Below are 25,940 nucleotides of genomic sequence, written 5' to 3'. Positions count from 1 at the left end.
CTACATAGGTGACGCATGCTGTACGCTACTCTCGCGAGCCTCGTGGACCGGATGGACACGAGCACTATTCGTCGGGCTGGTGTGATTCAATGGGGTGCTCCGATCCCAGTGTTCGGCGATGTCGCCACCGCGCGCGTTGCAACGCTAGGGATCAACCCAAGCAATCGCGAGTTCATGGACGAGGGTGGCGATGAACTGCAAGGCCCATCACGTCGTTTCCATACTCTGCGGTCCCTGAACCTTGAGTCATGGGAGGTTATTGAGGCCGCTCACCTCCGCCTCATTGAGGAGTCCTGCCGTGACTATTTTCAGCGTGCGCCGTATGATCGATGGTTTCGGAAGATAGACACAGTGGTCGCTGGAACTGGATGCTCATACTACAGCACACAGCAGCACGCATGTCATCTCGACTTAATCCCGTTTGCAACCGCCAAAAAGTGGACAGAGCTCTCAAGTGCGCAGCGCAGTCGACTACTTCACCTATCATATGATGCGCTCGCAGTGCTCCTACGCGACTCGAGCATCGAGGTGCTCATTCTCAATGGCCGGTCTGTTGTGGAAGAGTTTGCCGCTATCGCGGGCGTGACGCTGGAGGTCAAGCGCATGCCAGAGTGGACGCTCCCGCGTCAAGGGGGCGAAGGGGTCGCCGGCGTGGCGTATCACGGAATACTTGCCCGCATAGGCGACATTCCGCTAGGTCGGAGCGTGTTGGTGCTGGGATACAACCACAACCTACAGAGTAGTTTCGGGGTAACACGCGAAGTAGTGCATGCAATTCGCGCATGGATTGCTTCGGCGACAAGAATCATGACCGTAGTCGACACATGATTCGACCAAAGGACATCGAGCGCGCGACCGCGCTGTTCGGCGGCATCGAAACCTTTGAACGTGAGACCGGAAAAACGTTGCGAGGAATTGCTGATCCTCTGCGCCGTAATACTTTGGTGTTTCAGCTAGTAGAGAGCTTGCATCGTATTTCATATCCGAGAGTGATGATGCGGCGACCGCTAGGACCAGACTTCGCGGACCCGGATACGCCACACTTCAATCCATTGCTCGCGGCGATCATGCAACTGCGAGCAGGGAATCGCGACGAAGCTTTCTGGCTCGTCTTTCTGTTCGTGCACTTCGGTCAACATGCGCGAGGCCAGTGGAGGTATTCGCGCGAAGTTTACGGTCGACTCGGACAGGGCGGTCAATGGAACTGGGTGACGATCAGTCAAGATCCACCGGCATTTCGCGCGTGGCTGGACGCAAACCAGGCGCATTTACGAAGGCCGGGTTGCGGATTCGGTAACCATCGCAAGCGTGAAAGCCTCGATGCCCATTCGCCGCGCGGCACCGGCGCAGCGGTCGAAACTTATGTGAAATGGGTCCTAAAAACGGGATCACACGATGCGCTCATACAAAGCGCGCTATCTTGTGCGAGCTACAACGGATCCCAAGCCTTTGACGTGCTATATGTGTCGATGAACGACGTGGCTAGCTTCGGACGCACTGCCCGCTTCGACTATCTCACTATGGTGGGGAAGCTCGGCCTAGCGTCCATTTCTCCCGGCTCGCCCTATTTGCGAGGTGCTACAGGTCCACTCACAGGTGCACGCCTCCTGCTCAACGACGACATATCGGTTCGTACTTCGTGGGTTGCGCTGGAGCAGATGTTCGTAGAATTAGATGGCTATCTGGGGGTAGGCATGCAAGCGCTTGAGGATGCAATTTGCAACTGGCAGAAAGCTCCCACAAAGTTTAGAGGGTTTCGAGGCTAACTTGACGGGTAGGCGAGTAAGCGGGTTGCGATCCTCATGCAGCTTGCGTCCTTCTTGCTGTTCCGTCACTCAGTCCACAAGTACCGACGGCGAAGCTTGTTCAGGCGATTGCGTTGGACGAGCCCGCGAAAATGCAGTTGCCCCACGACGATGCCTGGCGCGATGCCTATCTGCGTCGCGAAACGAATTACACGGATCGCATCCTGGCCGAGACGTTTAAATACGGCTTCATGTTCGAGAGGGATCAAAGTTTCTGCAGCAAAGCGATTGGCTTCCTCTTCGATGTGAGTCTCGAAGAGGTTAGCCTCTTCGTCATCATCGACAGACTCTCCGACGCCTTCGAGGATTAACTCCCTGTTTCGATGCAGCAGGAGATGCGCTGCTTCATGAAAGAACGTGAACCAGAAATGGTCATCTGTGAGGAAACGCATACTGAGGAGAAGCAGCGCCTTATCCGGTGCCACCCACATCGTTGCACCGCTCGCACGACACCCACTGGGAGCCCGGGCGATGACCACTGCGACCCCATGTGCGGCACAGAGCTCTTGGAGGCGGGGAATGAACCGTGCGGGCTCCTTAATGCGCGTCAGCGCACGCACCTCTTGGAGGACGGCCCGGAATCCTTCGGGGTTCCATGATCCACATGGTATTCCAGCAGCTACGCGCTCGCCTTGTCTCAACCAGGCGGCGACTGAAGCCGGACGTGCATCAAAGCTCAGCGAGGTGCGATACGCGGCCTGTGACACGACAGGCGCGTAGTGTTCCTGCCATGATTCGACGTCGGGCACACCAAAAAACTGAAGACACGCATCCATCTCTTCTCCAGCGGCTGGACGGGGAGTGATCCAACCGAAGCGCAGCATGTCCGCAATCGGAAGCTCAGCGAGCCAGCGCTCATCGCGTGGCGTGCGACCTGCTCGACGTGCGGCGTCCTGCTGATAGTCGTTGTCGCGTGCCAACCAGAAGGCAACCGAAGCGCCAATCTCAGATTCGAGGCGTCTGGCGAGTCCGAGACTGATTGCCAGCCGGCCTTCGAGAAGTGCGGAAACATCGTCGACAGGTAGCTCGACGCGTTTCGCGAACTCGGCCACGGGGATAGCGCGACGTTGTAGGACGTGACGAATCGTACGCCCAGGTGGCGACACCCAATCCGGCAAGAACGGCGTGCTAGTCATGAGCCTCGATACGAAGTAATCGGACGCGACTCACGCGGGTCCAATCCATCATTCCCTCCGCGCTGCGCGGAAGATCCGAGTGGTTAGCACAGAAAATGAGCACGAGGCTATCCGTCAAGTCTAGTGCCAGGGTACCCTCGCCGACATCGGGAAGCAGGCGAGGCTCAACAGCGATAAGATCGCTGATACTAGTCGCAGCCCGGAGATCGGCAAGACGGTCGATCAGCAGCGAAGCGATCGTCTCACCATACTTGGTGACAGCAGCCTCCCGCGTGAGACATACGGTTCGGAGGTCGCGAGTCTCAAAGGCGATCAGCACTGCTGCGAAAAGCGAGGTGAAGGTCGGGTTGGTGACGTCTATTTACTGTAATACATTTTGCGGTAAATAGCATCGGTGACATCACCTAGGAACAGGAATAGTCGCGGCCCACAGCTCCAGAAAGTGGGACACACAATGCTCTTGCAAGACCACCTGTACCGCATAAAGCGAATCGGTCTGGGCCAACTTTAGAGGCAAGACCAATCGCGTTGACGTTCGCGACAGTCGATGAAACATCTGGACTGGAGTACGCCCGCTCGTATCAGGTTGTTTCAGGCGCTTCGTCGAATGAACAAATTTGAGCGATGAAATTCGAGAAACTTCCTGTGTTCCTCGGTGATTCGTCGCAGCTTCGCACGAGGCTCGAACCCCAGTATCGCGGGTGATATATCCTCGATGACGGGTGACTTCAGGAGCCGGCCGTCGTCGTCGAACGATATGTATCCTCCATCGAAGAGATGATCGTACTGAGGTAGCAGCAATAACCCATTGAATGGATCCATGCGCTCCTCGTTCGTGCTGACCCTCCATGGCTTGATGTGCGAAGCACGAACGAGATCGGCACGCTCCACGCCTGTTATCGCACAACCTCTCCAGAAACGGAGGAGCCTCTCGCGAAACCTCCCTTGCCCCACCCTCGCTTTCGTCACTTGCTCACGTTCCGTCGTGGGAAGACTCTCCAACTCGTGCCGATGAACGCGTAGATCATCTACTGCGCTCATGTTGTGCAGCAGCTCGAACTTGAACTTGCTTGGCGCATCACGACGCCCTGTGAAACGAGTGAGCAGGATCTGCCCGTGATACCGAAAGGGAGTGTGGTGGACGTCTCGATAGAACAGATGTATGGACTCTCCGTTCTCCACTGCTCGCGCTATTCGACGATCATTCCGATGCCCCTGTTCGCCTTCCCAGTGGAGAAGGTCGCCATTGATATAGTCGTCGTATGCCGTGAGCCCTTGCTGCTTTCGACGCGTGACGAACAAAACGATCGTACCCGCTCCGCGAGGAGTGAATACTCCCCTCGCGAGGGCATGATAGTCTTCGTAGCCCCACAGCGTCGCAAGTTCAGGGCGCGTGTAGAGACATCCCAACTTCAGCAGCCTCAGATCGAAGGGCATGGTCTGGCCAGCATTTCGCGAAACTATGTCGCCGACGAGGGCCGCACCAGGACCACGGCATCTTGCCGTCACCGAGGCTAAGTTTCTGCGTTCGGAAGCTCACCACCACTACCGCCAGCGAATGTTCGGCCAACGCATCATCGCACGAAGTATGTCGGCGACACGCATCGCCGATCAGCACGGCAACAATTGGCAGTACCACTCCCGGAGCGACCGACATTCCAAGGTCGCGTGCTGGGTGGTGCTCTTCGATGTGCTCCAGCGATGCCCCCTCCTACGTCGGCACGCACTCGAAGGAAAGGTGGCGTTCGGGATCAACCATCGGATGATCGACTTCCGCACCGACAAGCAGAAGGATCTCGACCTGGTCATCTGTGTCCCACGCGAGGAAGACGAGGAAGAGGCACCCGGGCGATGGCGGTCCTTCGCGGACCTGGCGAGAGAGTATGGGGTGATTCTCGACGACAAGGAGACGGAGGTGCTGGCTTCCCTTCCCCCACTCGAGAATCGCCCCGTGGGGGATGTCTTGATGGCGCTCGAGGCAAAAGCAGCCATGACAGCGCATGTACGTGCCGCCCCTCGACTATTCGACGAGTTGACGTCCGCATACACCTGCATCAACGGGGCTTCGCAACATGCGGTGGCAGTCGGCCTGGTGATGATCAACTCCTCCTCGGAGTTCGTCAGCTCGGATCGCAACAAGAGAGGTTTCGATCCCGCCGCCCCCGAAGTCACGATCGAACGCCAACCCAACGGTGCGCAGGTGATCCTCGACCGTGTCCGAAAACTTCGCGTACGAAGTCACACGACCGAACACGGCTTCGACGCCGTCGGCGTGCTCCCGCTGCACATGCGGAACGATGGCGGCAACGTCGATATCGCGAACATTCCCGGCTTTCCCGCAGGCGGGGAGAACTACCACTACGAAACGATGATCACCCGCATCGCGAGCCTATACGACGGCCGATTCCAAGCCCGCTGAGGCTTGCCCGAACAACGCCCGAACATTACATTTCGGATCCTCCTTTCTCCATCGGATGTCTTCGCCAGGCACTCTTTCCTCGATCGGATTGTTCGCAGGCATCGGCGGTATCGAATACGGGCTCGAAAAAGCCGGATTCGCGACCCGACTGCTCTGCGAAATCGATGGTTCCGCGCAGTCGGTTCTTCGGCAGCGATTTCCGGAAGCGCCCATCGAAGCCGACGTACGGACACTGAAGGCTCTTCCTCGCGTGGATCTGCTGGCTGCCGGCTTTCCTTGTCAGGATTTGAGCCAGGCGGGACGAACCGCCGGTATCGGGGGAACGCAGTCAGGATTGGTGGACGAGATCTTTCGTCTGGTCACGAAGCCCAAGAGCAGCCCATCCTGGCTGCTGCTCGAAAATGTGTCATTCATGCTCCGACTTGGCCGTGGTGCTGCCATGGAACATCTGGCGACGCGGCTCGAAGAACTTGGTTTCACCTGGGCATACCGAGTCGTGGATTCGCGCGCATTCGGCGTTCCTCAGCGGCGCCAGCGGGTGATCCTGCTGGCATCCCGCACAGAAGATCCGCGGCCCGTGTTGTTCGGTGAGGATATCGGAGAGCAGGCTCGTGATCCGGACCATGCCTCGGCCTTCGGTTTTTACTGGACAGAAGGGCGTGGGGGACTTGGTTGGGCTGTCGATGCCGTGCCGACATTGAAGGGCGGCTCCACCATCGGTATCGCCTCACCGCCGGCCATCTGGCGCGTCACCGATGGGATGGTGTTCACGCCGGATATTCGAGACGCAGAACGGATGCAGGGATTCCCTGCTGATTGGACCGCTGCAGTGGGAAGCGATCGTCGGGCACTCGGCAAGCGATGGAAACTGGTGGGTAACGCCGTCACCACTTCGGTCGCGGAATGGGTTGGGCGAGCGCTGTTGTCGACTGTTACGAGCGGGCGAAGCATGAACGGGCAGGTGCTGGCTCGGGGAAGTTCTTGGCCCGTTGCTGCATGGGGTAATGCGAAGGGGCGGCAGGCCATGGACGTGTCGATGTTTCCCAGTGGTCTGGTGCACCCGTCTCTATCGGAGTTCTTGCAACACGAGGGCGCACCACTCTCTGCACGCGCGACCACAGGATTCCTGCAGCGCGCACGCGCAGGATCGCTGCGATTCCGACCTGGATTTCTCGAAGCGCTCGATGCTCACCGCAGTTACATGCTCTCGTCCACGGACGAACAGCAACCTTTGTTGCTTTGACGACGAAACTGAAAACCGATCCGCGACGTTCCGCTCTCATGAAGAGAGTACGACGCAGCGGCACGGCGCCGGAAGAAGCGACAGCGGTCATTCTGCGGGAGCTGGGCATTCGCATGCGACGCAATGTGAAGGGATTGCCGGGGACACCCGATTTCGCGAACAAGCATCGGAAGCTCGTCATCTTCGTCCATGGTTGCTTCTGGCATGGGCATCGTGGATGCAAATTGGCAAAGCTGCCGAGGCGTAACAGGGAGTTCTGGGAGGCGAAACTTGCGGCCAATCGCACCCGAGATCGAGCAAAAGTGCGAGCGCTGACAAAACTCGGGTTTACAGTAGTTTCGCTCTGGCAATGTGAACTCCCAGTGGTGGCGAAGCGGAAACTCTGTTCGAAACTTTGCTGATTGTCATGCGATGCGAGTTTCGGTGGCAATTCATCTGGTGGACACAGTAGCCGATCAGCAGCCCGGCATGGCCAATCGTCGGAATCGAATCCCTTCGGCGGCAATGGAATCGGGTAAGGCAACGACATCGGCTGCTGGCAGCAGCTTCACGATCGGACAACTGGCGCGGAAATAGAACTGATTCGCCGAAGACCCGAGCCATTTGCCCGTGTAGACACGAGCAGCACCGTCGACGCCCGTTCCACCAATGAGCTTCTGGGGCTCGGCTCGGGAAGATGATGTCGTCGATGGCTCTGATCTCGCACTTCCTGAGCCGATCCGGCATGTCTTCGAGCAACTGATGCATGCGTTTCCGCACGGACATCCTTTCTTGCAACGTGGCTGCGCATCGAGTGGGGGGCGACCGCAACTCATATCAGCTACAGCGGGCGTGGCAACGAGCGCAAAAAACAGGGCTGGGAGAAAGCGAAGAAGAAGCATGGTCATCCACCGTCATATGTGTTGGTTTGTCCACTGAAATACCGCCGGCCGCCTTCGACCTTGGTGGACACCTAGAGTCCAGCCACTGAACATCGCAAAACTGACCACCACGATCGAGCACCGAGACTGGCTATCGGGAGGCAATACCAGGCGTCGATCACCGCGTTGAGTTTGGTCCGCCAGGATCGGAACCCGCAAGGGATGGCGTGCACATGGCGGAGTAGCCGGTCAAAGCGGGTCGTGATAACGGTGGAAGGGCCAGCTCTACCGTCACATCAAGTAATGCGAGCGTTTCTGTCGGCGTGCGCGCCGAGCGATCAACGTCGGCGACACCTAGGCTCCGTCCATGGGCTTGCGAGCTGTCACCGCGCTCAGGAGCCGCCTCGAAATGCGACTATGCTGATTTATGCTTTACAAAATTGAACTTCACACAAGTACAGCGACCTCGTGAAACCCCACCAAAATCTTCGAGTCATCTCGAATCCCGCCCCCCCTCCACCGCATTCACCTCCAACCTCCGCTTCGACCAGTGCTCCCCGATGGCCTGTACGAACTCCGCGCGCACGACCTTCGCCCGCGCCGTGAGTTGCCCATCGGTCTCCCGACGCACGTACACGCCCTCCGCTGGTCCGTCGGTGAGCCGCGATGCGCCCAGCAGCGCCGTCAGCTCCTCCACGCGCAACTTTCCGCGCGCGAGCTCCGGCACCACGGCGATGTCCAATGACCGCGCCAGCGCATCCCTCCGGTCCACGCTCCAGAACACACCGGCTGCGCGATCGTACACATCGAATGCCAGGAACCAGTCCGGCAATCGGGTATACCGCACGCTGTGCACCGCATGACACCATTCCCCGAACAACATCAGTTCTGGTCTCAGCGCCTCCTCCAGCGCCGCGCGCCGCATGGACAACCAGCGTTTGAGCGGCTTCCACTGTCCCTGTGGCGCATCGAGGTCGATATAGCTCCCGCGGTTCTGCGCGCGCAACACACCGTGCGCATCCACCGAGAAGCCCAGATTCGCGCCGTCGACTTTTTCTTCCACCACCACATCGCCCGCCAGAAACTCACGCGCTTCCATCGGCGACAACACCTTGTCGTCCCGCGGTTGCCCGGGGCCCAGCCAGGTGAGATGCGGCGTGTGCGGGAAACGGAAGAACGACATCAGCCCACGCCCTCTCTGCGCGCGCTCTTCGCTCCCTCGAACGACTGGATATCACTCGGGCACAGGAACTCCACCGTCACACCATGATCCTGCAGTGCGGGCGCCCATCCCAGCCACTTGGAATCGGTGGCCTGCCAGATGGGTGGCCGCTCCTTATGCGCCGCCGACACGGCCGCGAATTTGCGATCGGACAGATCGAAGTGTGCCAGCCGCTCGTCGTCGGGAAAACTCTCGAAGCCGCGCTCCGGCGTTTCCACCAGCGCTACCTGATCACACCGTGCGGGATTGAAGTTGTTGCGCAGCAGCCACTTCACGAACGTGTCGCCCGCGCGCTTGCCGGTGGCAGGCTCCGTCTTGTGCAGATACTCCCCCAGAATGCGATATCCATCGTCGATGGCGAGTCGCCCGCCGTGCATGAGTGCGTGCAGGCGTTGCACACACGTCACCACACACGATTCCCCCACACGCTCGTGTGCTTCGTTGGCCACGAGTATGACGTTCGTATCGACCACCACCGTGTCCATGCCGATATCCGTACCGGCGTCCACAACGGTGCCAGTGGACGTACCACTCACGCGCCACCTTTTCCACGACGCGGCGACGCTGCCTCCGTGCGCGCCACGAGTTCACCCATCTCGTCGCCGAAGAAGTTGTGCGGCCAGTTCACGATGTCGCCGTATTCGTTCACCACGAGTTCTTCGAGCTGCGCGCCGTCCGCACCCGGTCTTGCGAAGTACACCGCCACGTCCTCCGGTGCGATGGCTTCCTCGGCAATGCGACGCTGCAGACGATTGAGAAAGTGCTCCGAATGGGTCTCGACCACGAGCTGCACATTGCGCGCGCGGTCGTTCTCTTCTGCATGCACGGCCGAGATGAAGACGTCGGCCAGCTTCGCCTGGACTTCGGGGTGCAGATGGATTTCGGGCTGCTCCATCCACACCGTCGATCCGGGCGCGCAATAGAACGCCTGCACCAGCGCGGGCAGCACCTGCGACACGCCGAATCCCACATCGGGAAGCGCCACGTCGGTGAGTCCACCCAGCGTCTTCACGCGCACCTCATACTCACGCCGCCCGGGTGCGGTGGGGCGCACATCGAAACGCTCGATCACGCCCAGGTCTTCCAACCAATGCGCAATGAATTCCGCAAAGGGCTCGGCTGTCGCTCCGGGCGCACGACGCAACACGCGCTGCTCCGCATCGGCGGCCAGCAGACACGCGATGGCGTACTCGCCGCGCACACCCACGTCTTCCGGGGTGTTGCCCAACCAGCCATACAGACGACGCGGCGCTTCACGCAACGGACCGAGATGACTCAGCGCCGCGAACTGCCGCTCCACGTCGAGCGCGAAGTCGGCGAGAAAATCGGCGTTGCGATACCGCGCCAGCGAACGATCGGAAAGACGATAGAACTTCTCCGGCGCTTCCAGTGGCCACGTGCGTCCCGGCGCAGTCTCCAGCGTGTACGGCGCGCTCCGCAGCGTCACCTCGCCCTGCGCATCCTGCGTGAGCGTGACATGCAGCGTGACCTGCGACGGCTCGGACACACCATCCAGGAGCGCGTACTCGAGTCGCCGCACGACCGGCTGTCCATCCGGCGCTGCCACCAGGTCACTGCTCAACCGGAGATGATCGCCAACGTACGTCTCGCCATCCACGAGCGGATTGCTCACCCGCATCGGCGCATCGAGTCGCCAGTCCAGCAGAAACTCCAGCGGCACGTTCGGATCGCGTCCATGCAGGCTTTCCACGAAACCGCCGAGGTCCACGAGCGAGGCATCGTCGCCGGTGTGCAGCGCCCGTCGACGATCCGACGACGACGCTGTCTGCTTGAGCGCCAACAGCAGATGACCGAGGCTGCTCTTCCCCGCGCTGTTCGCGCCGAAGAGCACCGTGAGCGGCGCCATGCGCACCGCTCCGGTGTCCTTCCATGCCTTGAAGTTCCTGATGCGAAGCCGGGTCAGCATGTCCGCGATCGGGCCGGGGAATACCTAACTGGATGACTTCCTGCAGTGCCTCGCCGGAAGTTCGCAGACGGACACGCCCCATGCCATCGGCGTCACCCGTACGCCGCGGTCAGCGATCCTCGAGCGCTCCTCAGAGATATCGCGCCACCGCCATCCCGGTCACACTCGCCACCAGCAGCGCGACATTGGCCGCCGATGCTATCCCCGCACGCGCACGCAGACGGGCGGCCTGCTCCTGCAGCGCCCGTCGATCGGCGTCCGACGCATCACCCGCACGGCCCAACAGCACCGCCGCCCTGGCGTGGGACGGCCGGATCACCATCATCGCCACGAGGAACGCCAGCAGGGCGGCGCTTCCGGCGGCCATGAACATGTGTCCCATCCGCGATTGGAAGAACACGCCGGGTGCATTGGCGGCGAGGATCGACAGGAGACGCATGCCCGACAGCAACGTCAGCACCGACGATCCGAACAACCAGCGCAGAATGCCGCGCTCGGTGAGCGCTTTCATCACCAGGCCGCCGGGAGCGCCCACACGGCCCACGGCCGGCATCAGGAAGAGGGTGTTCACCAGCACCGTGCCAAGCCAGCAGGTTCCGGCGAGGATATGCACCACACGCAGCAGCAACAGTTCAGTCATGGGAGGCAAAGACAAAGGTCCGGCAACAGGTCCACCGATTGTGGTCCACCGATTGTCTCGCCCCTACGGAACGTCGTGCCGCCGGGTGTCAGCCTCCGGGCTGATCCGCCTCCGCCGGGGCTCCTGCTGGCGCTCCGACCGGGGCTCCAGTCGGCGTCGCGGCCGGTGCAGCCTGCGCATCCCCCACCACCGGCAACGTCACTCCCGCCTTTGCCGCACGCTTCTCCAGCGTCTCACGGTCGGCCAGGCTGCGAATGAGCGCATCGGCCTCACGGTTCTGCAGATACCGGCCCTTCTCCCACCCTTCCACGATCCCCTTGGGCGTGCCGTAGATCAGCTCCGCGAACTGCGGCACGGTCAGCCCCAGCGACTCCCGCAACTGCCGGATCGCACGCGGGGCCATCAGGTCATGACGCGCGCGGATCTGCTCGACCGCCGCCTTTTCCGCCGCGTCCCGCTGATCGATCGTCCGCTGTTCATGCCCGCACTTCTCGCACCGGAAGAACTCCCGCGTCACCTCAGCGGCCATGCCGCTCAACCGCACGGTCACCGTTTCCGTCTGCAGCGCGTACCGCCCCCCACATCCCCGATGCAGGGTGCCCTCCAGGGTCGCCAAACTCATCACATCACCGGCACAGGAACCACGCCCTCATCCGGGATCGGATCGGCCGGGGACGTGCCCCGGGGGCGTCTGAATCGTCTGTAGAGTCGCTGGGACGCCGTGGTCCCCGCTACCCCTTGTCCGTGCGATCGTCACCGCCCCATGTCCGATTTCTGCCTCGTCCGTCAGCCCGTCTTTGGATCCACCGGCTCCCTGATCGGCTACGAAATCCGGTTCACCGACGCCGAGGACGGCCGCGCGGCCTTCTCGCGGAGTCTGCTGAGCGGCACGTTCGACCTCGTGCGCAACCGGTTGCCGGCGTTCGTGATGGCGTCCCGGGAGCAGTTGCTCGACGGCGCCTTCCTGGCCGCGGAGTCGGGGTCGACGGTGCTGCTGATCCCGCAGCAGATGGTCATCGACGAACCGGTCATCGAGGCAATCGCGCGCTTTCTCGCCGTGGGCGGCTCGATCGCGCTGGACGAGGTGGGGGCCACGCCGGCACCCACCGAGTCGCTGCTGCCGCACACGAGCTGGGTCCGCGTGGACGCCCGGGCCGGTGATGCGGACACGCTGGCGGCCATCTGCGCACGGGTGGGAACGCCGGCGCCCGGAGCCAAAGCGGCGCCGAAGCTCATCGCCGCCAATGTCGAGGAGCTCGCCCACTACGAGGCCACCCTGGCCTGCGGGTTCCAGGCGTTTCAGGGGACGTTCTTCAGTCGCCCCGAACCGCTCCCGGCCTCCGACATGCCGCAGAGCACCGTCGCGGCCATGCGTCTCCTCGGCATGGCCCGCAACAGCGACATCAACGACCGGCAGCTCGAGGACGTGATCGCCACCGATCCGGTGCTCACGTTCCAGCTCCTCCGTCTGGTGAATTCCGCCGCGCTCGGTGGACGCGGGGTGAGCTCCATCGGTCAGGCGCTGCGTCTCATCGGACGCAATGCGTTCCTGCGCTGGCTGGCCGTGGCCGTGGCGGCCGCGCGCAAGAGCAAGACGGGGGTCGATCAGGAACTGGTGCGGCAGGCGGTCGAACGCGGCCGTCTGCTCGAACAGCTCGTGGGCAGTGGACGCGACAGCGGCACGCTCTTCCTCGTGGGACTGTTCTCGCTGCTCGACGCGGTGTTCCGCATGCCGCTGCCGGAGATTCTCGACCGGGTGGTGCTGAGCCCCGAAGCCAACAATGCGCTGCTCGTGCGTTCGGGCCCGTACGCCACGGCGCTCGACTTCGCCGAGAGTTACGAGCTGGGTCTCTTCGAGAACGCCACGCTCATCGCGAAGGACATGGGCGTCGATCAGGCGAAGATCAACGACTTCTACACCAACGCGATCGTCTGGACCGCCGAGGCACTCGGCGCGGCGCTGGACGCACAGCAATCGGGGATGCGCAAGGCGAGCTGACGCGATCCGCAGTCGCGGTCAGAAAGGCACCCCCGCCGGCCAGGTGGTGATGGTGCGCAGCAGCGGCATCATCACGGCGTCGAGCGATGCTCCACCCGTACCCTGCCCGCGCGTGAGGTTCGCGACGATGACGATGATCGTGCCGTCGGCCCGACGCGCCACCCATCCGTCGCCGCCGGTCTGCCCGCCACTGTGCTGCCACTGCCACCCCGGGCCGTCGGCCACCATCTGCCACCCCAGGGCATAGTGGAAGGTCAGGTTCGGCCCGGGCACCTGCTGCGCGGTCATGGTGGCAATGGTCGATGCGGTGAGCACGTCGGCGGGACCTCCACTCACCCCGTCCACCACCGAGATCCACCGCGCCATATCCGTCGCCGACGCCACCCACGCGCCCGACGCCTCGGCGTACTCCTGATACGGGCGCACATCGCAGTCCTTCCCGGTGCCGTAGAGACCGGTGAGCGTGGGAGACGTGTCGTAACACGTCACCTCGAGCGGATGCCGGCTGGCCAGCGGTGAACGCCCCAGGTGCATGGCCGTCACCCCCGCCGGCGCGAGAATGGCGCTTTTCACATACTGCTCATACGTCTGCCCACTCGCCCGTTCGATGAGACGGCCGAGGAGGATGTAGCCGTAGTTGTTGTAGGCGTGACGCACACCCGGATTGGTGGTGAAGCGCGCACTGCGTCCATATCGCGCGAGTTGCACCGGATCGACGATCCCCCGATTCACCACGGCCCACGAGGTGTCATCGACGACACGCGTGGAGTCGTAGCCCTGCAGATGCGCCAGCAGATCACGCACGGTGAGCTGCACGGTGCGCGGGTCTTCGGTGCGCCCTGCGATGGAGGGCACGTTCGTGAGTCGTTCGAACACCTTCGTGTCGAGACTCAGCTTGCCTTCCTGCACCAGCCGCATCGTGGCGACGGCGGTGAGAGGTTTGGACGTGCTCCCCACGCGGAACATGGCGTCGAGGGTCACGGGACGACGCGTGGTCGTATCCGCCCAACCGTAGCCGCGCGCAAACAGCAATCGACCCGCCCGCGCGATGGCGATCTGGGCGCCCGGAATGCGCAGGCGACGCATCTCGTTGATCATGGCACTGTCCACCATGTGCAGCTCGGTGGCGCGTGCGCCGCTTCCCGCCACCACCTGCACCGTGGCCGTGCCTTCCAGCGTGCCCACACGGGCCGTCACCGTGGCCGTACCCACTTTCACGCCTACCACGTCACCGCCGGCCGTGACGGTCACGGCATCGCCACTGGCGCCGAATACCGGCGTCGCCGCCCCGCTGACGGTAGCACCCTGTGCATCGCGGGCCACCGCGGTGAACCGTACCGTGTCGCCGATCACCAGCCACGAACCGCTGCGCTGCAATGTCACACTGGCCACCGTCGGCGCCGGAGGAGTGGGTGGGCCCGGGGGTTGGGGCGGGGCGGGCGGAGTAGGCCCATCACCTCCGCCACCTCCGCAGGCCGCCAGCAGGACAATGGCGCAACAGCCCATGGCGGCGACGCCGGGCACGACACCTCGGGACAAGCGGAAGAACGCAGGCATGGCTGGCTGGACGGTTGGGGGGGGAGAACAAGCTGATGAGCGTGGAGGGCTTTTCCGCTCACGTCTCCTCGCGTGTCTCCTCGTGTTCCCATCACGCGTCAGCTGCGCACCGATCGGCTCACGCCCCCTGACCATTCAGTTGGACCTTGATGACGGGCGCGACATCTTCGCCGCAGCGCGTGGTGTACGACCTGGTCGCGCGCGCAACACCTGCTGTCCGTTCGGGCGCGGCAGGGTCTGGTGGCCATCGACACACTGGTACCGTGGCCCGTCCGGTCGGTGGAGATCGATCCGCTGCTCTACGTGCTCGACCGGGATCGATCGAACAATCGTCTCAGCGAGCCGGTGGCGCCGGCGGCATCTTCTGGGCGCCCGACGGTACGGGCGGCATGCTGCTCGCCGGCTGTGGCGCCCCGGCCGTGATGGCCAGCCGCAGCCGCTCGGCCTGCGTGCCATTCACGTCGAACAGCACGGCGATCAGATTGGCCGACCGCACCGCTTCGAACGGCGCGGCCGGCCAGTCGCCGATGGTGTCGCCGGGTGGCGTGAGACGAATCCGATCGAGCTTCGCCGTGGCCTTCGCCCCCGTGGCGGAATCCGGGAGATAGAACGCGATCATCGTGGCCACGCGTCCGATGCGATACCGCACGCCGGGCTGCGCGAAATACGGCACACGCACGGTGTCCAGCACCTTGATCGGCATGCCGGCCTTGTTGATGCGATCCTCGAGGGCACAGGCCTTCCAGGTCCCGTCCCGCGGACAGACCGAATCGCTGGGCGTGGGTGGACGCGAGACGGGCGGCAGCGCAGCCACGGCCTTGGCGCTGTCGGCCGCCGCGGAGTCGCCGCCGCCACACGCCGCCGCCATACCGCCCAGGAGTGCCACACACCCCATGGCACGGATTCGGGAAAGGAGAGGTCTGGTCACCCCTTCACTCTACCCTCCGGCACCCGGTGGACAAGACGGCCTGTCCAGACGGAACGCACCACATCACCATTCGGCCCTGTTTTATTCGGTATTTATTCGCAATAAATGAGCCATTTCCATCACTGTCCCGGCATTTATGCATAATCTGCAAAAAAATCTGAAAAAATCAGACTCGGCAATTGGGTTTCTGACCGGATGTCTCCATATTTGTTCCGGAAGTGCACAAAACCAGTGACACCTGATCTGCAGCTGCATCCGTCGGAACCACAGCCCTTCATCCATGTCGACCCACAATCCTTCGCGCAGCGCCGCCATGCGCGAAATCACGCATCGTCCGGTTCGCATCACCACGCGCCCTGATTCCAACGGCGTGCAGCAGCCCACGAGCAGCTGGTTCGGAATGAACACCTTCGGGCTGCGCGATATGCGCGCGAAGCTCCCGAAGGACGTCTACAAGAAGCTCGCGGCCTCCATCCGTCTCGGAAAAAAACTCGACTCCGATATCGCGCCGGTCGTGGCGCAGGTCATCAAGGAGTGGGCGTTGTCGCGTGGCGTCACCCATTTCACGCACTGGTTCCAGCCGCAGACGGGTCTCACCGCCGAAAAGCACGACGCGTTCCTGAATTTCGACGAGAACAAGCTGCCGATGGAGACGTTCACCGGCGAGCAGCTCATTCAGTCGGAACCCGATGCCTCGTCGTTCCCCTCGGGTGGTCTGCGGGCCACGTGGGAAGCGCGCGGCTACACGGCCTGGAATCCGGCGTCGCCCGTCTTCATCAGTGAAACCGGCGGTGTGAAGTATCTCTGCATTCCGTCGGTCTTCATCGGGTACAACGGGGAAGCGCTCGACGAGATGACACCGCTGCTGCGCAGCTGCGACGTGCTCTCGAATGCCGCCATCAAGCTCCTCGAGCTGATGGGCGACACCGGTGTGCTGCGCGTCAACACCACGCTCGGCGTCGAACAGGAATTTTTCCTCATCGACCGCGCGCACTTCGCGCTGCGCCCCGATCTGGTGATGGCCAACCGCTCGCTCGTCGGCGCACCGCCGCCGCGCGGACAGCAGCTCGAAGACCACTACTTCGGTGGCATCCCCGAGCGCGTGCAGGCCTGCATCAGCGAAGTCGAGCACGAGCTCTACAAGCTCGGCGTGCCCATCGTCACGCGGCACAACGAAGTCGCGCCGTCGCAGTTCGAGATGGCGCCCATCTTCGAAGACTCCGACATCGCCGTCGACCACAATCACCTGGTCATGGCCGTGCTGCGCAAGGTCGCGCTCCGTCATGGACTGCAGGCCATCGTGCACGAGAAGCCGTTCGCCGGCATCAACGGCTCGGGCAAGCACTGCAACTGGTCGATGGCGATCACGTCGGACAACAGCCTCGATGGCACCAACCTGCTCAAGCCGGGCAAGACGCCGCACCAGAATCTCCGCTTCCTGATCTTCCTCGCCGCCGTGCTGAAGGGCGTGCACAAGCACGCGGGTCTCTTGCGCGCGGGCATCGCCACGTCGGGCAACGAACACCGACTCGGTGCCAACGAAGCGCCGCCGGCCATCATCTCGGCGTTCCTCGGCAAGGGCCTCACGCAGGTCGTCGAAGACATCGCCGGTGGCAAGACGTCGCCGACCAACGCCGAGCAGGCCATGCTGAAGCTCGGCGTCGCGAAGCTGCCGGAAGTGGAGCAGGACAACACCGACCGCAACCGCACGTCGCCGTTCGCCTTCACGGGCGCGAAGTTCGAGTTCCGCGCCGTGGGCGGCTCGCAGAGCATCGCGTTCCCGGTGATGCTGCTGCAGGCCGGTGTGGCCGAAGCGGTCATCGAACTCACCGAGGCGCTGGCGAAGGAGATCAAGACGGCCAAGAGCACCGACGACGCGGTGCTCAAGGTCGTACGCAAGGCGTTCAAGGAAACCGCCGCGGTACGCTTCGAAGGCAACAACTACTCCGACGAGTGGGTGGTGGAAGCCAAGCAGCGCGGTCTGCTCAACCTGCGTCGGGCGCCGGAAGCGCTGGTGCAGCTCACCACCGATTCGGCCAAGACGCTTTTCAAGAACACCGGCATCCTCACCGAGGTGGAACTCGAAAGCCGCTATCACGTGCGGCTCGAGCGCTATGTGAAGGACATCCTCATCGAGTTGCACACGCTGCAGCAGATGATCGACACGCAGGTGTTGCCGGCGTCGTATGCGTATCTGGCGCAGCTTGCCGGCGCGGCCGGTCAGGGAGCGGCGGCGGGCATCAACCTGCAGCCCATCGTCGACACGGCCAACGCCACGTCGAAGCTGGTGGCGGCCGCGCAGAAGAAGCGGGCCGAACTGGCCAAGGTGATCGCCAAAGCCGAAGCCATGCACGACGATCTCGACGCCCAGGCGGCGTATCTCACCGCCACCGGCTGTGATACCATGGCCGAGGTGCGGGAGACGAGCGATGCCCTCGAACTCGCGATCGCCGACGAGTTCTGGCCGCTGCCGCGTTACCGCGAGATGCTCTTCCCGGTGTAAACCGGACGCTGCATACTTGTCAGGTTACACGACACCCCGCGTCGATCCCGCTCTGGATGATCGACGCGGGGTGTTGTGCATCGTGACACAGTGAACGGAAGCTCACGGCTTGCGCGTCGCGCGCTGGCGCTTCATGCTCTGGGCACCTGTTTCGTGCCTGGAGGGCGCGCATGGCCACGACCGACTTCGGAGCTGTTGTTGCCGGGATTGTGCGTCAGTGGGAAGGAGTGGAGGTGCTGCCCCACCGCTTCGGCGGCGTGGAGTTCCGCGTGGGCAGACGCGAGATCGGTCACGTGCATGTCGGCAACGTGGCGGACCTGCTCGTTTCCGTGCGGCTGCGACGCGATCTCGTGGCCGCCGGTCGCGCGTCCGCGCACCACACCCTTCCCCATTCAGGCTGGATCAGCTTCCGCATCCGCAGTGAACACGACGTGCCCTCGGCGGTGGAGCTCTTTCGTCTCAACTACGAGCGTCTGTGCGGCAACACCGTGAAGCCGCCGGTCCGTGTGCTGGGCCGCGCGTCCCTGCTGCCCGATCGCAGTATCGACGATATGCCGGCGTAGCGTCCGGAGCCCCCTTCGGGACCCGGCTCAGCGCGGCGCCGAGCCGGGTACCTCATAACGTTCTTCGATCAGTGCGGGCTCTGGCGTTTTGGTGGCCATGAGCTGGGTCACGAAGCGCTGCCCTTCGGAGATGCGCTCCACCTCCACCGCGATCGCATCGATAGCCTGCTCCATGCGTTCGAGGCGGGCGGTGCTTTCGAGAATCTGCGGACTCGGCTTGGGCTGACTGGCCCGACGCGCAAAGGCGCGCCCGATGGCCACCGCCAGCGGCCCGAGTACTGTCACCGTGAAGACGATGGCGATGGCTGTGATCTGACCGGAAGACATGTTGTCGGGGAAGTTGGTGGGTGACGACGGTGCCTCCACCAGCGCCAGCGGCAATCGCGCGAGTTCCTGTCCGTTCGCGGCGATGTCTTTCTCGATTTGCAGGATGCGGCCGTCGAGCACGGCCAGCCGCTGCTCGACACCGGTGCGGGCCACACCCTCCGGGCTGCGGCGCAGCTCCTGCACGAGGCGGTCGCGCCGCCCCTGTGCGGAATTGAGCTGATTCGACAGCTCGGAACGCTTGGCTCGCAGCGCCGAGGCATCGGCCTCGGTGAGCGGACGCGCATTGAGCGGAATCGTGGTCCCTTCCACGGCCACGCCGATAGGCTGCGGCGGGACCGAAGGTGGGGCCGGTGAAACCGGAGGCGCCGTGATAGCTTGCTGAACAGGCATACTGGATTCTACGCGCCCGACGGCGCCACGGTTACACCCGGGGGACCGATGACGAGCCATGTGACGCACGACGTGACCGACCACGCTTCCACGGCCCAGCATTTCCCGCCCCTCAGCCAGGAGTTCCTGCAGGACGAGATCGACGCCCTGCTCCCGCAGGTCATCGGCTGGCGGCGTCATCTGCACATGCATCCCGAGGTGGCGTTCGAGGAGGTCCGCACGTCACAGACCATCTTCGACATCCTTTCGGCCATCGAAGGGCTCTCGGTGGCGCGTCCCACGCGCACCAGCGTGGTGGCCGAACTGCGCGGCCAGCACACCGGCCCCACCATCGCCGTCCGGTCGGACATCGACGCCCTGCCCATTCTCGAGGAGAACGACGTCGCGTACCGCTCGCGCACCGATGGGGTCATGCATGCCTGCGGCCACGACGGGCATACGGCCATCGTGCTGGCCCTCGCCACACTGCTGGCCCGTCACCGGCAGAAGCTGCCCGGTACGGTACGGTTCATCTTCCAGCACGCCGAGGAGGTCGCGCCCGGCGGTGCGGAGGAACTGGTCCAGCAGGGTGTGATGGACGGCGTGGTACACGTCATCGGCCTCCACCTCTGGTCGCCGATGCCGGTGGGACGCATCGGACTCATTTCCGGACCGGCCATGGCGGCGCCCGACACGTTCCAGTGTACCCTGCTGGGCACGGGGGGGCATGCCGCCATGCCACATCAGACGGTCGATCCGATCGCGATCGGCGCACAGATCGTGACGGCGTTGCAGCAGGTCGTTTCCCGTACCGTCGACCCGCTCGACCCGGCCGTGCTCTCGGTGACACAGTTCATCGCCGGCACGGCGTTCAACGTGATCCCCGGTTCCGCCTACCTCGCCGGCACCGTGCGCACCTTCGACCCGGGGCTCAGGGCGAGCATTCCCGCGCAGATGGAGCGCATCATTGCCGGCATCACGTCGGCGTTCGGGGCGTCGTACGAGTTCTCGTACGAACGGGGCTACCGTCCGGTGGTGAACGATCCGGCGCTCACCGCCCGTCTCACCGAGGTGGTCGAGACCACCTTCGGCGTGGACACGCTCATCGAGATGCGACCGTCCATGGGCGGCGAGGACTTTTCGGCCTACCAGCAGCGCGCGCCGGGAGTTTTTGCCTTCGTCGGCGCGCGCAACGACGCCGAAGGCATCACCTTCCCGCACCATCATCCGCGTTTCCAGATCGACGAAGCCTCATTGGGCATCGGATTGCGTTACCTCACGGCGGCCTCACTCGACCTACTCACGAAGTCGTAAGCGAAGTCGTGAGCATCGTCTGCAGGAAGCGACGCCGGATCCGGGGCGCAGCGGCCGCCGATGCGCCCCCAACCCGTCCGGCCAATGCGTCGTTTCTTGCCCCTCCTGTGTCTCGCGCTTGCCATCGTCTCGCTGCCCGCCACCAGCGAAGCGCAGCGACTGCGCCATCGCATCGCCGAACTGTTCTTTTTCGGTGATCCGCTCTCCGGCGGATCGGCCGGCACGCACCAGCACGGGACGCACACGCTCCCGTCGTCGACCATCGCCAACAGCGCCGCCGTCGGTTTCCTGGGCAGCACCATGGCCAATGCGGTGGCCAATGTCCCCATCGGCGCGACCACCAGCGGCGAGACCTTCCGGTTCGAAGGCGGCGTGCCGTACAGCACCGCCACATCGGCCGGCCCCATCTTCGCCGAACGCGGACAGACCCTCGGACGCGGACGCATCCTCGCCGGCCTGAATCGCAGCAGCTTCCGGTTCACCACGCTGCGCGGCCGCCCGCTCTCGGACATCCAGATCGCGCTGCTGCACGAGAACGTGGATTACGAAGGCTGCGACGCCGAGAACGGAGGACAGGACTGCTCGCTGCTCGGCGTGCCCGCCTACGAGAACGATCTCACCCGGTTTGCGCTGAATCTCGATCTGGGCGTCAACGTCACGACGTTCTACACGACCATCGGCATCACCGATCACATCGACTTCGGTGTGGTGATCCCCATGCAGCAGATCGATTTCGTGGGGAGCAACTTCGCGCAGATCGAAGCCCTGGGCGGGGCGCCGGCCTCGCACTTCTTCGGGGGCACCCCGACAAATCCCGTGCTGCAGGCCACCACCAACGCCCGCGGCAGTGCGTTCGGCGTCGGCGATGTGGCGGCCCGTCTCAAGATCAACGCCTTCTCCACCGAGAACAGCGCGGTCGCACTCATGGCCGATGCACGCTTTCCCACGGGCGATGTGGACGACATGCTGGGCCTCGGGCACTTCGTGCTGCGCAGTCAGGCCATCATCTCGTCCCGCTTCGGCGCCTTCTCGCCGCATCTGAACACCGGCTTCGTGTATCGCGCCGGGGAGGCCCGCAATCACGCACTGCTCGCCACGGCGGGGTTCGATCACCTGCTGGGTCCCCGCGTGACACTCGCGCTCGATGTGGTCGGTGAATTCCAGGTGGGCGGCAAGCTGCTGGACATGGGTGGACCGGTCACGTTCGAAGCGCCATTCCGTCGCATCGTCAATCCGAGCTCCATCCCCGACATGCGCGACGATGTGATCAACGGATCGGTGGGCTTCAAGTTCGCGCCCACCCGCAGTTTCATGCTGGTCACGAACGCCATGGTGCCGCTCAACACCGGCGGCATGCGCGCCAGTCACACCTGGACGCTGGGTCTCGAGTACGCGTTCTGACGGACACGCGCTGACGGACACGCACTGACGCACGATCGGGCGTACACACGGCTGCCGGTCCCGAGGCAAGGACCGGCGCAGACACCACGGTTGCCCATTCGCGACTTGGACGTCCGAATTGTATAGTATCGGCTGCCGGGACTGGATTTCGCCGGCTCCGCTGTGTGACCCTCCACCACACCCGCCAATGCTGCGCCGTTCACGCATTCCGTTGTGCCTTCTCTGTGCCGCAGCGTTCACCGTCACGGTGATGCCGGCAAGCTCCCAGGCACAGCGCCTGCGGGAGCGGATCTCACAACTGTTCATCTTCGGGGACGGCGAGGAGCCGCTGTTTCTCGCCGGCTCCGCGACGACGTCCAACCCGGCCAGCATCCGCCAGCACGGCACACACTTCATTCCGTCGTCGCAGGCCGAGAACGGTTCGATCATCGGATTCATCGGCAGCGCACTCGCCGCGTCGGTGTCCAACGTGCCGATCGGCGCCACCACGAGCGGTGAGACCTTCCGCTTCGAAGGCGGTGTGCCGGTGAGCACGGCGACATCGGCCGGTCCCATTTTTGCCGAGCGTGGACAGACCCTCGGACGTGGCCGCGTTCTGGCCGGCGTGAACCGCAGCAGCTTCCGGTTCTCCACGCTGCGCGGTCGTCCGCTCTCCGACGTGGGACTCGTCTTCACGCACGAGAATGTCGACTACGACGGCTGCGATGCGGAGAACGGTGGACAGGACTGCAGCAAGTATGGCGTGCCGGTCCTCGAGAACGAATCGATGAATTTCAATCTCGATCTCGACATCGGTGTGGATGTGACGATGTTCTACACCACGTTCGGCATCACCGACCGTGTCGACTTCGGCGTGGTCGTGCCGCTGCAGCAGACGTCGTTCAGCGGCACCAGCTTCGCGCAGATCAATCCGTTCGGCGGGACGGCCGCGGCGCACTTCTTTTCGGGCACCCCCACCGATCCGGTGCTGCAGGCCACGAAGACTTCCAAGGGCAACACCTTCGGCATCGGCGACGTGGCGGCGCGCCTCAAGGTCAACGCCTATCAGTCGCAGAACACCGCGGTGGCCTTTCTCGCCGACGCCCGCTTCCCCACTGGCGACACGGAAGACCTGCTCGGCATGGGCCACTTCGCGTTGCGCAGTCAGGCCATTCTCTCGTCGCGGTTCGGCGATTTTTCACCGCACCTGAACGCGGGCTTTCTCTATCGGGCCGACCGGTCGCAGAACCATTCGGTGCTGGCCACCGCGGGGTTCGATCACCTGCTCGGCGCCAAGGTCACGATGGCGGTGGACGTGGTGAGCGAGTTCCAGGTGGGCGCCAGCAAACTCGTGCTGCCGCAGCCGATCTATTTCGATTCGCCCTATCGCCGCAGTGTCAGCCCGACGACGATCCCCGATATCCGCGATGATCTCATCAACGGATCGTTCGGCTTCAAGTTCCTCGCCTCACGCAATGTCATCGTGGTGACGAACGCGCTGCTGCCGCTGAACCGCGGCGGCATGCGGGCCAATCAGACGTGGACGCTGGGGCTCGAGTACTCGTTCTGACGGCGGCGACTCAGGCCGTGCATTCCGGCAGTCGACTCTCCGACTGCCGGCGGATCCGGGTCAACGCACGCTGTCAGCGAACGCTGGTGAGGCGCCAGGTCTCCCCGTCCCGTTCGAACTGCGCGCGGAACGACACCATCTGCACTTCTTTGCGTCCGCTGCCACCGATGAATTCGTAGGTGCCCGTCACCCGTCCTTCCGCCGCCCGGTCCCGCACGTCGAGACCGCCGATCAGCAGCGATGCGGTCAACGACTTGGTGGACGAGAAGAACCGTTCGAAGCCCTGTTGCTGGTCACGCGTGATGCCCGGGTAGGCCGAACGCACCGCACCGATGTCGCGTGAGGAGATGGCACGGGCGTAACGCGCGATGATCTCGCGCAGATCGGCCTGCGCCGACCGGGCCTCACCAGCGGATGCACCGGTGGGAGCACTCGCTGAAGCGCTCGGCGAAACACTCGCGGGTGCACTGGTCACCGGCGCCGTCACAGTGGGTTCAGTGACGGGAGGCGTGCTCACCGGCGCGGGAGACACTGGTGCCGATACAGCCGGAGATCCCGCCGCGGTGTGCGCCGATGCGTTGCCGCCACCATTGGCGCCACCGTTGCCGCCACTGCTGGCGACACCGACGGGTAATGGCTGGGCAGTTCCCGTAGCAGGTGTTGCGGGCACGTTCGACGAACGGGTCGGTGCCGCGGCGCCTGACGCCACGCGTGCGGGAGGCGCGGGTGTGGTGGCGGATCCCGATGCAGAGGCTGGCGCCGAGGTCGGACTGTCGTTCGTTCTTCCGTCGTTCCCACCACCGGCCGGTGCGTTCCCGGCGGCACCCGCTGCACCCGCGTCCGCTGCATTGCCGGCGGCCGTTTGGGCGGCCGATGTCGCCGGTTCAGCCGACGCTTCGACCACCGAGCGCTTCATGAGCGCCACACCACCGGCCGACAACGCCGCGACCGCGGCTATGCCGGCAAACAGCAACGTGCGGGTATTTCGCGGGGCCGACGCGGCGGGTGTCGAGGAAGACGAAATAGAAGACGCGGACGTCGATGCGCCCGGCGGCACGGTGCGATTGGCCCGTCCGCCAGCAACCGCGGCCGCCTCGCGGGCAGCCGCTTCACGCGCCACGTCCGCGCCCTTGGCAGCCACCTTGTGCGCCAGCGTCTGACTCAGCGCCATCGACTCGTTGTACGCCGCTCCGCTCAGCGAGGCCCGCACGGCGGTGAGCGCCTGCGCCATGTCGATGGCCGACTCGTAACGGTCCGCCGGCTCCTTGGCCATCGCCCGCTGCACCACGGCATCGAGCGCCACCGGCAATCCGGGCACGAGCTGACTGGGAGGCACCGGTTCCTCCTGCACCACGGCAAACAGCAGCGCGTGCAGCGTATCCCCGAGAAATGGCTTCCGTCCGGTGAGCACCTCGTACAGCACCGCACCCATCGAGAAGATGTCGCTGGCCCCCGTCACCGGCTTCCCGGAGATGTACTCCGGCGCCATGTAGTTCGGCGTGCCGATCATGACACCGGTCTGCGTCATCTTCTGCGATTCGAGATGCGCGACGCCGAAGTCCATCAGTTTGCCGCGCGGCTCGGGGGTCACCCGGATGTTCGCCGGCTTGAGGTCGCGATGCACGATGCCATGCTGGTGGGCGTAGGCCAGCCCGGCCAGCACATCGATCATGATCTCGAGTTTGGTCTGCAGCGTGAGCGTCTGCTGTTTTGCCAGCAGCGTCTCCAGATCGCTGCCTTCCACGTACTCCATGGCGATGAACAGATGGCCATCGAGTTCGCCGAAGTCGTAGATCGTGACGACGTTCGGATGCTGCAACGACCCCGCCGACTGCGCCTCACGCAGGAACCGGTCGCGCAGACTCTGATCGCGCGCGATGGTGGCGTTCATGACCTTGATCGCCACCACACGATTCAGCACGGTATCGCGCGCGCGATACACCGATCCCATGGCCCCTTCGCCTGCGAGGTCCAGGATCTGGTATTTCCCGATCGCGATCGGTTCGTTCGGCGGTGTGGGCAGGGTCATGCGGAAGGGTGCGGCGGGTACGGCATGTCACATGGCAACAGAATTCGCTCCCAGACATGACGAATGACCGGGGCAACAGTCAACATGCGCCGGTCCCGTCGGGAAGCAAGCCGCAGACAAACGATCCGGTGGCGATCCGTTGACCACCA

22 protein-coding genes are annotated in these 25,940 nt (G+C 63.7%); 11 read left to right on the top strand and 11 right to left on the bottom strand.

Annotated features, from left to right (window positions below; genetic code table 11):
* Positions 1 to 15 precede the first annotated feature (15 nt).
* The gene (locus tag WG208_RS13625; RefSeq protein WP_337171922.1) at positions 16 to 828 is read left to right on the top strand and encodes a hypothetical protein; all 813 of its coding nucleotides are present in this window, start codon (positions 16 to 18) and stop codon (positions 826 to 828) included.
* Positions 825 to 1,766, top strand: coding sequence for a hypothetical protein (locus WG208_RS13620; protein ID WP_337171921.1), 942 nt, complete (start codon positions 825 to 827; stop codon positions 1,764 to 1,766). Before WG208_RS13625 ends, WG208_RS13620 begins: the two co-directional genes overlap by 4 nt.
* Positions 1,767 to 1,831: 65 nt before the next feature.
* Here WG208_RS13620 and WG208_RS13615 read toward each other — a convergent pair whose 3' ends face one another.
* Positions 1,832 to 2,857: an ImmA/IrrE family metallo-endopeptidase gene (locus tag WG208_RS13615; RefSeq protein WP_337171920.1), complete on the bottom strand. Its 1,026-nt coding sequence runs from the start codon at positions 2,855 to 2,857 to the stop codon at positions 1,832 to 1,834.
* Positions 2,858 to 3,532: 675 nt separating this feature from the next.
* A complete protein-coding gene (locus WG208_RS13610) occupies positions 3,533 to 4,378 on the bottom strand; it encodes an HNH endonuclease (protein ID WP_337171919.1) in 846 nt (281 codons plus the stop codon).
* Between WG208_RS13610 and WG208_RS13605 the strand changes: the two genes are divergently transcribed.
* The 3 genes from WG208_RS13605 to WG208_RS18805 are packed head-to-tail and all read left to right on the top strand — an operon-like array spanning position 4,377 to position 7,004.
* Positions 4,377 to 5,360, top strand: a complete 984-nt coding sequence (locus tag WG208_RS13605) for a hypothetical protein (RefSeq protein WP_337171918.1) — start codon at positions 4,377 to 4,379, stop codon at positions 5,358 to 5,360. The two genes, WG208_RS13610 and WG208_RS13605, sit on opposite strands and share 2 nt — an antisense overlap.
* 55 nt (positions 5,361 to 5,415) lie before the next feature.
* Positions 5,416 to 6,603 (top strand): DNA (cytosine-5-)-methyltransferase, encoded by a 1,188-nt coding sequence (gene dcm, locus WG208_RS13600; RefSeq protein ID WP_337171917.1) that lies wholly within the window; start codon positions 5,416 to 5,418, stop codon positions 6,601 to 6,603.
* The gene (locus WG208_RS18805; protein WP_345787003.1) at positions 6,600 to 7,004 is read left to right on the top strand and encodes a very short patch repair endonuclease; all 405 of its coding nucleotides are present in this window, start codon (positions 6,600 to 6,602) and stop codon (positions 7,002 to 7,004) included. Before dcm ends, WG208_RS18805 begins: the two co-directional genes overlap by 4 nt.
* Before the next feature lie 952 nt (positions 7,005 to 7,956).
* Here the strand turns inward: WG208_RS18805 and WG208_RS13595 are convergent.
* The 5 genes from WG208_RS13595 to WG208_RS13575 form a co-directional block, all read right to left on the bottom strand.
* On the bottom strand, positions 7,957 to 8,646 hold the full coding sequence (locus tag WG208_RS13595) for an RNA ligase family protein (protein ID WP_337171916.1): 690 nt from the start codon (positions 8,644 to 8,646) through the stop codon (positions 7,957 to 7,959).
* Positions 8,646 to 9,221 (bottom strand): hypothetical protein, encoded by a 576-nt coding sequence (locus tag WG208_RS13590; protein ID WP_337171915.1) that lies wholly within the window; start codon positions 9,219 to 9,221, stop codon positions 8,646 to 8,648. The genes WG208_RS13595 and WG208_RS13590 overlap by 1 nt, the downstream gene beginning before the upstream one ends.
* Positions 9,218 to 10,612 carry a DUF3696 domain-containing protein gene (locus WG208_RS13585; RefSeq protein ID WP_337171914.1) on the bottom strand — a complete coding sequence of 465 codons (1,395 nt, stop codon included), beginning with the start codon at positions 10,610 to 10,612 and terminating at the stop codon, positions 9,218 to 9,220. The genes WG208_RS13590 and WG208_RS13585 overlap by 4 nt, the downstream gene beginning before the upstream one ends.
* A 130-nt stretch (positions 10,613 to 10,742) precedes the next feature.
* Positions 10,743 to 11,252 (bottom strand): hypothetical protein, encoded by a 510-nt coding sequence (locus tag WG208_RS13580; RefSeq protein ID WP_337171913.1) that lies wholly within the window; start codon positions 11,250 to 11,252, stop codon positions 10,743 to 10,745.
* 88 nt (positions 11,253 to 11,340) lie between these two features.
* Positions 11,341 to 11,874 carry a hypothetical protein gene (locus WG208_RS13575; protein ID WP_337171912.1) on the bottom strand — a complete coding sequence of 178 codons (534 nt, stop codon included), beginning with the start codon at positions 11,872 to 11,874 and terminating at the stop codon, positions 11,341 to 11,343.
* 141 nt (positions 11,875 to 12,015) lie between these two features.
* Here WG208_RS13575 and WG208_RS13570 point away from each other — a divergent pair, with 141 nt between their 5' ends.
* Positions 12,016 to 13,251 (top strand): HDOD domain-containing protein, encoded by a 1,236-nt coding sequence (locus tag WG208_RS13570; protein WP_337171911.1) that lies wholly within the window; start codon positions 12,016 to 12,018, stop codon positions 13,249 to 13,251.
* Between the two features lie 18 nt (positions 13,252 to 13,269).
* Here WG208_RS13570 and WG208_RS13565 read toward each other — a convergent pair whose 3' ends face one another.
* Both WG208_RS13565 and WG208_RS13560 read right to left on the bottom strand, forming a co-directional pair.
* Positions 13,270 to 14,643 carry a serine hydrolase domain-containing protein gene (locus WG208_RS13565; RefSeq protein WP_337171910.1) on the bottom strand — a complete coding sequence of 458 codons (1,374 nt, stop codon included), beginning with the start codon at positions 14,641 to 14,643 and terminating at the stop codon, positions 13,270 to 13,272.
* Between the two features lie 499 nt (positions 14,644 to 15,142).
* Positions 15,143 to 15,736 carry a hypothetical protein gene (locus WG208_RS13560; protein ID WP_337171909.1) on the bottom strand — a complete coding sequence of 198 codons (594 nt, stop codon included), beginning with the start codon at positions 15,734 to 15,736 and terminating at the stop codon, positions 15,143 to 15,145.
* Between the two features lie 280 nt (positions 15,737 to 16,016).
* On the opposite strand from WG208_RS13560, the gene WG208_RS13555 reads away from it, so the two are divergent.
* Entirely contained in the window at positions 16,017 to 18,239 is a 2,223-nt protein-coding gene (locus WG208_RS13555; protein ID WP_337171908.1) for a glutamine synthetase III, read from the top strand.
* 170 nt (positions 18,240 to 18,409) lie between these two features.
* On the top strand, positions 18,410 to 18,802 hold the full coding sequence (locus WG208_RS13550; protein WP_337171907.1) for a luciferase family protein: 393 nt from the start codon (positions 18,410 to 18,412) through the stop codon (positions 18,800 to 18,802).
* A gap of 27 nt (positions 18,803 to 18,829) precedes the next feature.
* Here the strand turns inward: WG208_RS13550 and WG208_RS13545 are convergent, their stop codons facing one another.
* On the bottom strand, positions 18,830 to 19,519 hold the full coding sequence (locus tag WG208_RS13545; RefSeq protein ID WP_337171906.1) for a hypothetical protein: 690 nt from the start codon (positions 19,517 to 19,519) through the stop codon (positions 18,830 to 18,832).
* 72 nt (positions 19,520 to 19,591) lie between these two features.
* Between WG208_RS13545 and WG208_RS13540 the strand changes: the two genes are divergently transcribed.
* The 3 genes from WG208_RS13540 to WG208_RS13530 all read left to right on the top strand — a co-directional run bounded on the left by WG208_RS13540 (position 19,592) and on the right by WG208_RS13530 (position 23,762).
* The gene (locus tag WG208_RS13540; protein WP_337171905.1) at positions 19,592 to 20,812 is read left to right on the top strand and encodes an amidohydrolase; all 1,221 of its coding nucleotides are present in this window, start codon (positions 19,592 to 19,594) and stop codon (positions 20,810 to 20,812) included.
* An 84-nt stretch (positions 20,813 to 20,896) separates the two neighbouring features.
* Positions 20,897 to 22,213: a hypothetical protein gene (locus WG208_RS13535; RefSeq protein WP_337171904.1), complete on the top strand. Its 1,317-nt coding sequence runs from the start codon at positions 20,897 to 20,899 to the stop codon at positions 22,211 to 22,213.
* Positions 22,214 to 22,400: 187 nt separating this feature from the next.
* Positions 22,401 to 23,762: a hypothetical protein gene (locus tag WG208_RS13530; RefSeq protein ID WP_337171903.1), complete on the top strand. Its 1,362-nt coding sequence runs from the start codon at positions 22,401 to 22,403 to the stop codon at positions 23,760 to 23,762.
* A 73-nt stretch (positions 23,763 to 23,835) separates the two neighbouring features.
* On the opposite strand, the gene WG208_RS13525 is transcribed toward WG208_RS13530, so the two are convergent.
* Positions 23,836 to 25,791, bottom strand: coding sequence for a serine/threonine-protein kinase (locus WG208_RS13525; RefSeq protein WP_337171902.1), 1,956 nt, complete (start codon positions 25,789 to 25,791; stop codon positions 23,836 to 23,838).
* Between the last annotated feature and the right edge of the window lie 149 nt (positions 25,792 to 25,940).

Origin of the sequence: Gemmatimonas aurantiaca (assembly GCF_037190085.1) — a bacterium.
In the GTDB taxonomy this organism is placed as follows: Bacteria; Gemmatimonadota; Gemmatimonadetes; order Gemmatimonadales; family Gemmatimonadaceae; genus Gemmatimonas; species Gemmatimonas aurantiaca_A.
The sequence above is the reverse complement of the archived record's forward strand: the minus strand, read 5'-3'. Positions and strand labels throughout refer to the sequence as shown.

Coding starts and splice junctions, on each gene's coding strand:
- WG208_RS13625 (WP_337171922.1), top strand. CDS start 16: ATGCTGTACGCTACTCTCGCGAGCCTCGTGGACCGGATGGACACGAGC.
- WG208_RS13620 (WP_337171921.1), top strand. CDS start 825: ATGATTCGACCAAAGGACATCGAGCGCGCGACCGCGCTGTTCGGCGGC.
- WG208_RS13605 (WP_337171918.1), top strand. CDS start 4,377: ATGGTCTGGCCAGCATTTCGCGAAACTATGTCGCCGACGAGGGCCGCA.
- WG208_RS13610 (WP_337171919.1), bottom strand. CDS start 4,378: ATGCCCTTCGATCTGAGGCTGCTGAAGTTGGGATGTCTCTACACGCGC.
- dcm (WP_337171917.1), top strand. CDS start 5,416: ATGTCTTCGCCAGGCACTCTTTCCTCGATCGGATTGTTCGCAGGCATC.
- WG208_RS13595 (WP_337171916.1), bottom strand. CDS start 8,646: ATGTCGTTCTTCCGTTTCCCGCACACGCCGCATCTCACCTGGCTGGGC.
- WG208_RS13585 (WP_337171914.1), bottom strand. CDS start 10,612: ATGCTGACCCGGCTTCGCATCAGGAACTTCAAGGCATGGAAGGACACC.
- WG208_RS13580 (WP_337171913.1), bottom strand. CDS start 11,252: ATGACTGAACTGTTGCTGCTGCGTGTGGTGCATATCCTCGCCGGAACC.
- WG208_RS13575 (WP_337171912.1), bottom strand. CDS start 11,874: ATGAGTTTGGCGACCCTGGAGGGCACCCTGCATCGGGGATGTGGGGGG.
- WG208_RS13570 (WP_337171911.1), top strand. CDS start 12,016: ATGTCCGATTTCTGCCTCGTCCGTCAGCCCGTCTTTGGATCCACCGGC.
- WG208_RS13555 (WP_337171908.1), top strand. CDS start 16,017: ATGTCGACCCACAATCCTTCGCGCAGCGCCGCCATGCGCGAAATCACG.
- WG208_RS13550 (WP_337171907.1), top strand. CDS start 18,410: ATGGCCACGACCGACTTCGGAGCTGTTGTTGCCGGGATTGTGCGTCAG.
- WG208_RS13545 (WP_337171906.1), bottom strand. CDS start 19,519: ATGCCTGTTCAGCAAGCTATCACGGCGCCTCCGGTTTCACCGGCCCCA.
- WG208_RS13535 (WP_337171904.1), top strand. CDS start 20,897: ATGCGTCGTTTCTTGCCCCTCCTGTGTCTCGCGCTTGCCATCGTCTCG.
- WG208_RS13530 (WP_337171903.1), top strand. CDS start 22,401: ATGCTGCGCCGTTCACGCATTCCGTTGTGCCTTCTCTGTGCCGCAGCG.
- WG208_RS13525 (WP_337171902.1), bottom strand. CDS start 25,791: ATGACCCTGCCCACACCGCCGAACGAACCGATCGCGATCGGGAAATAC.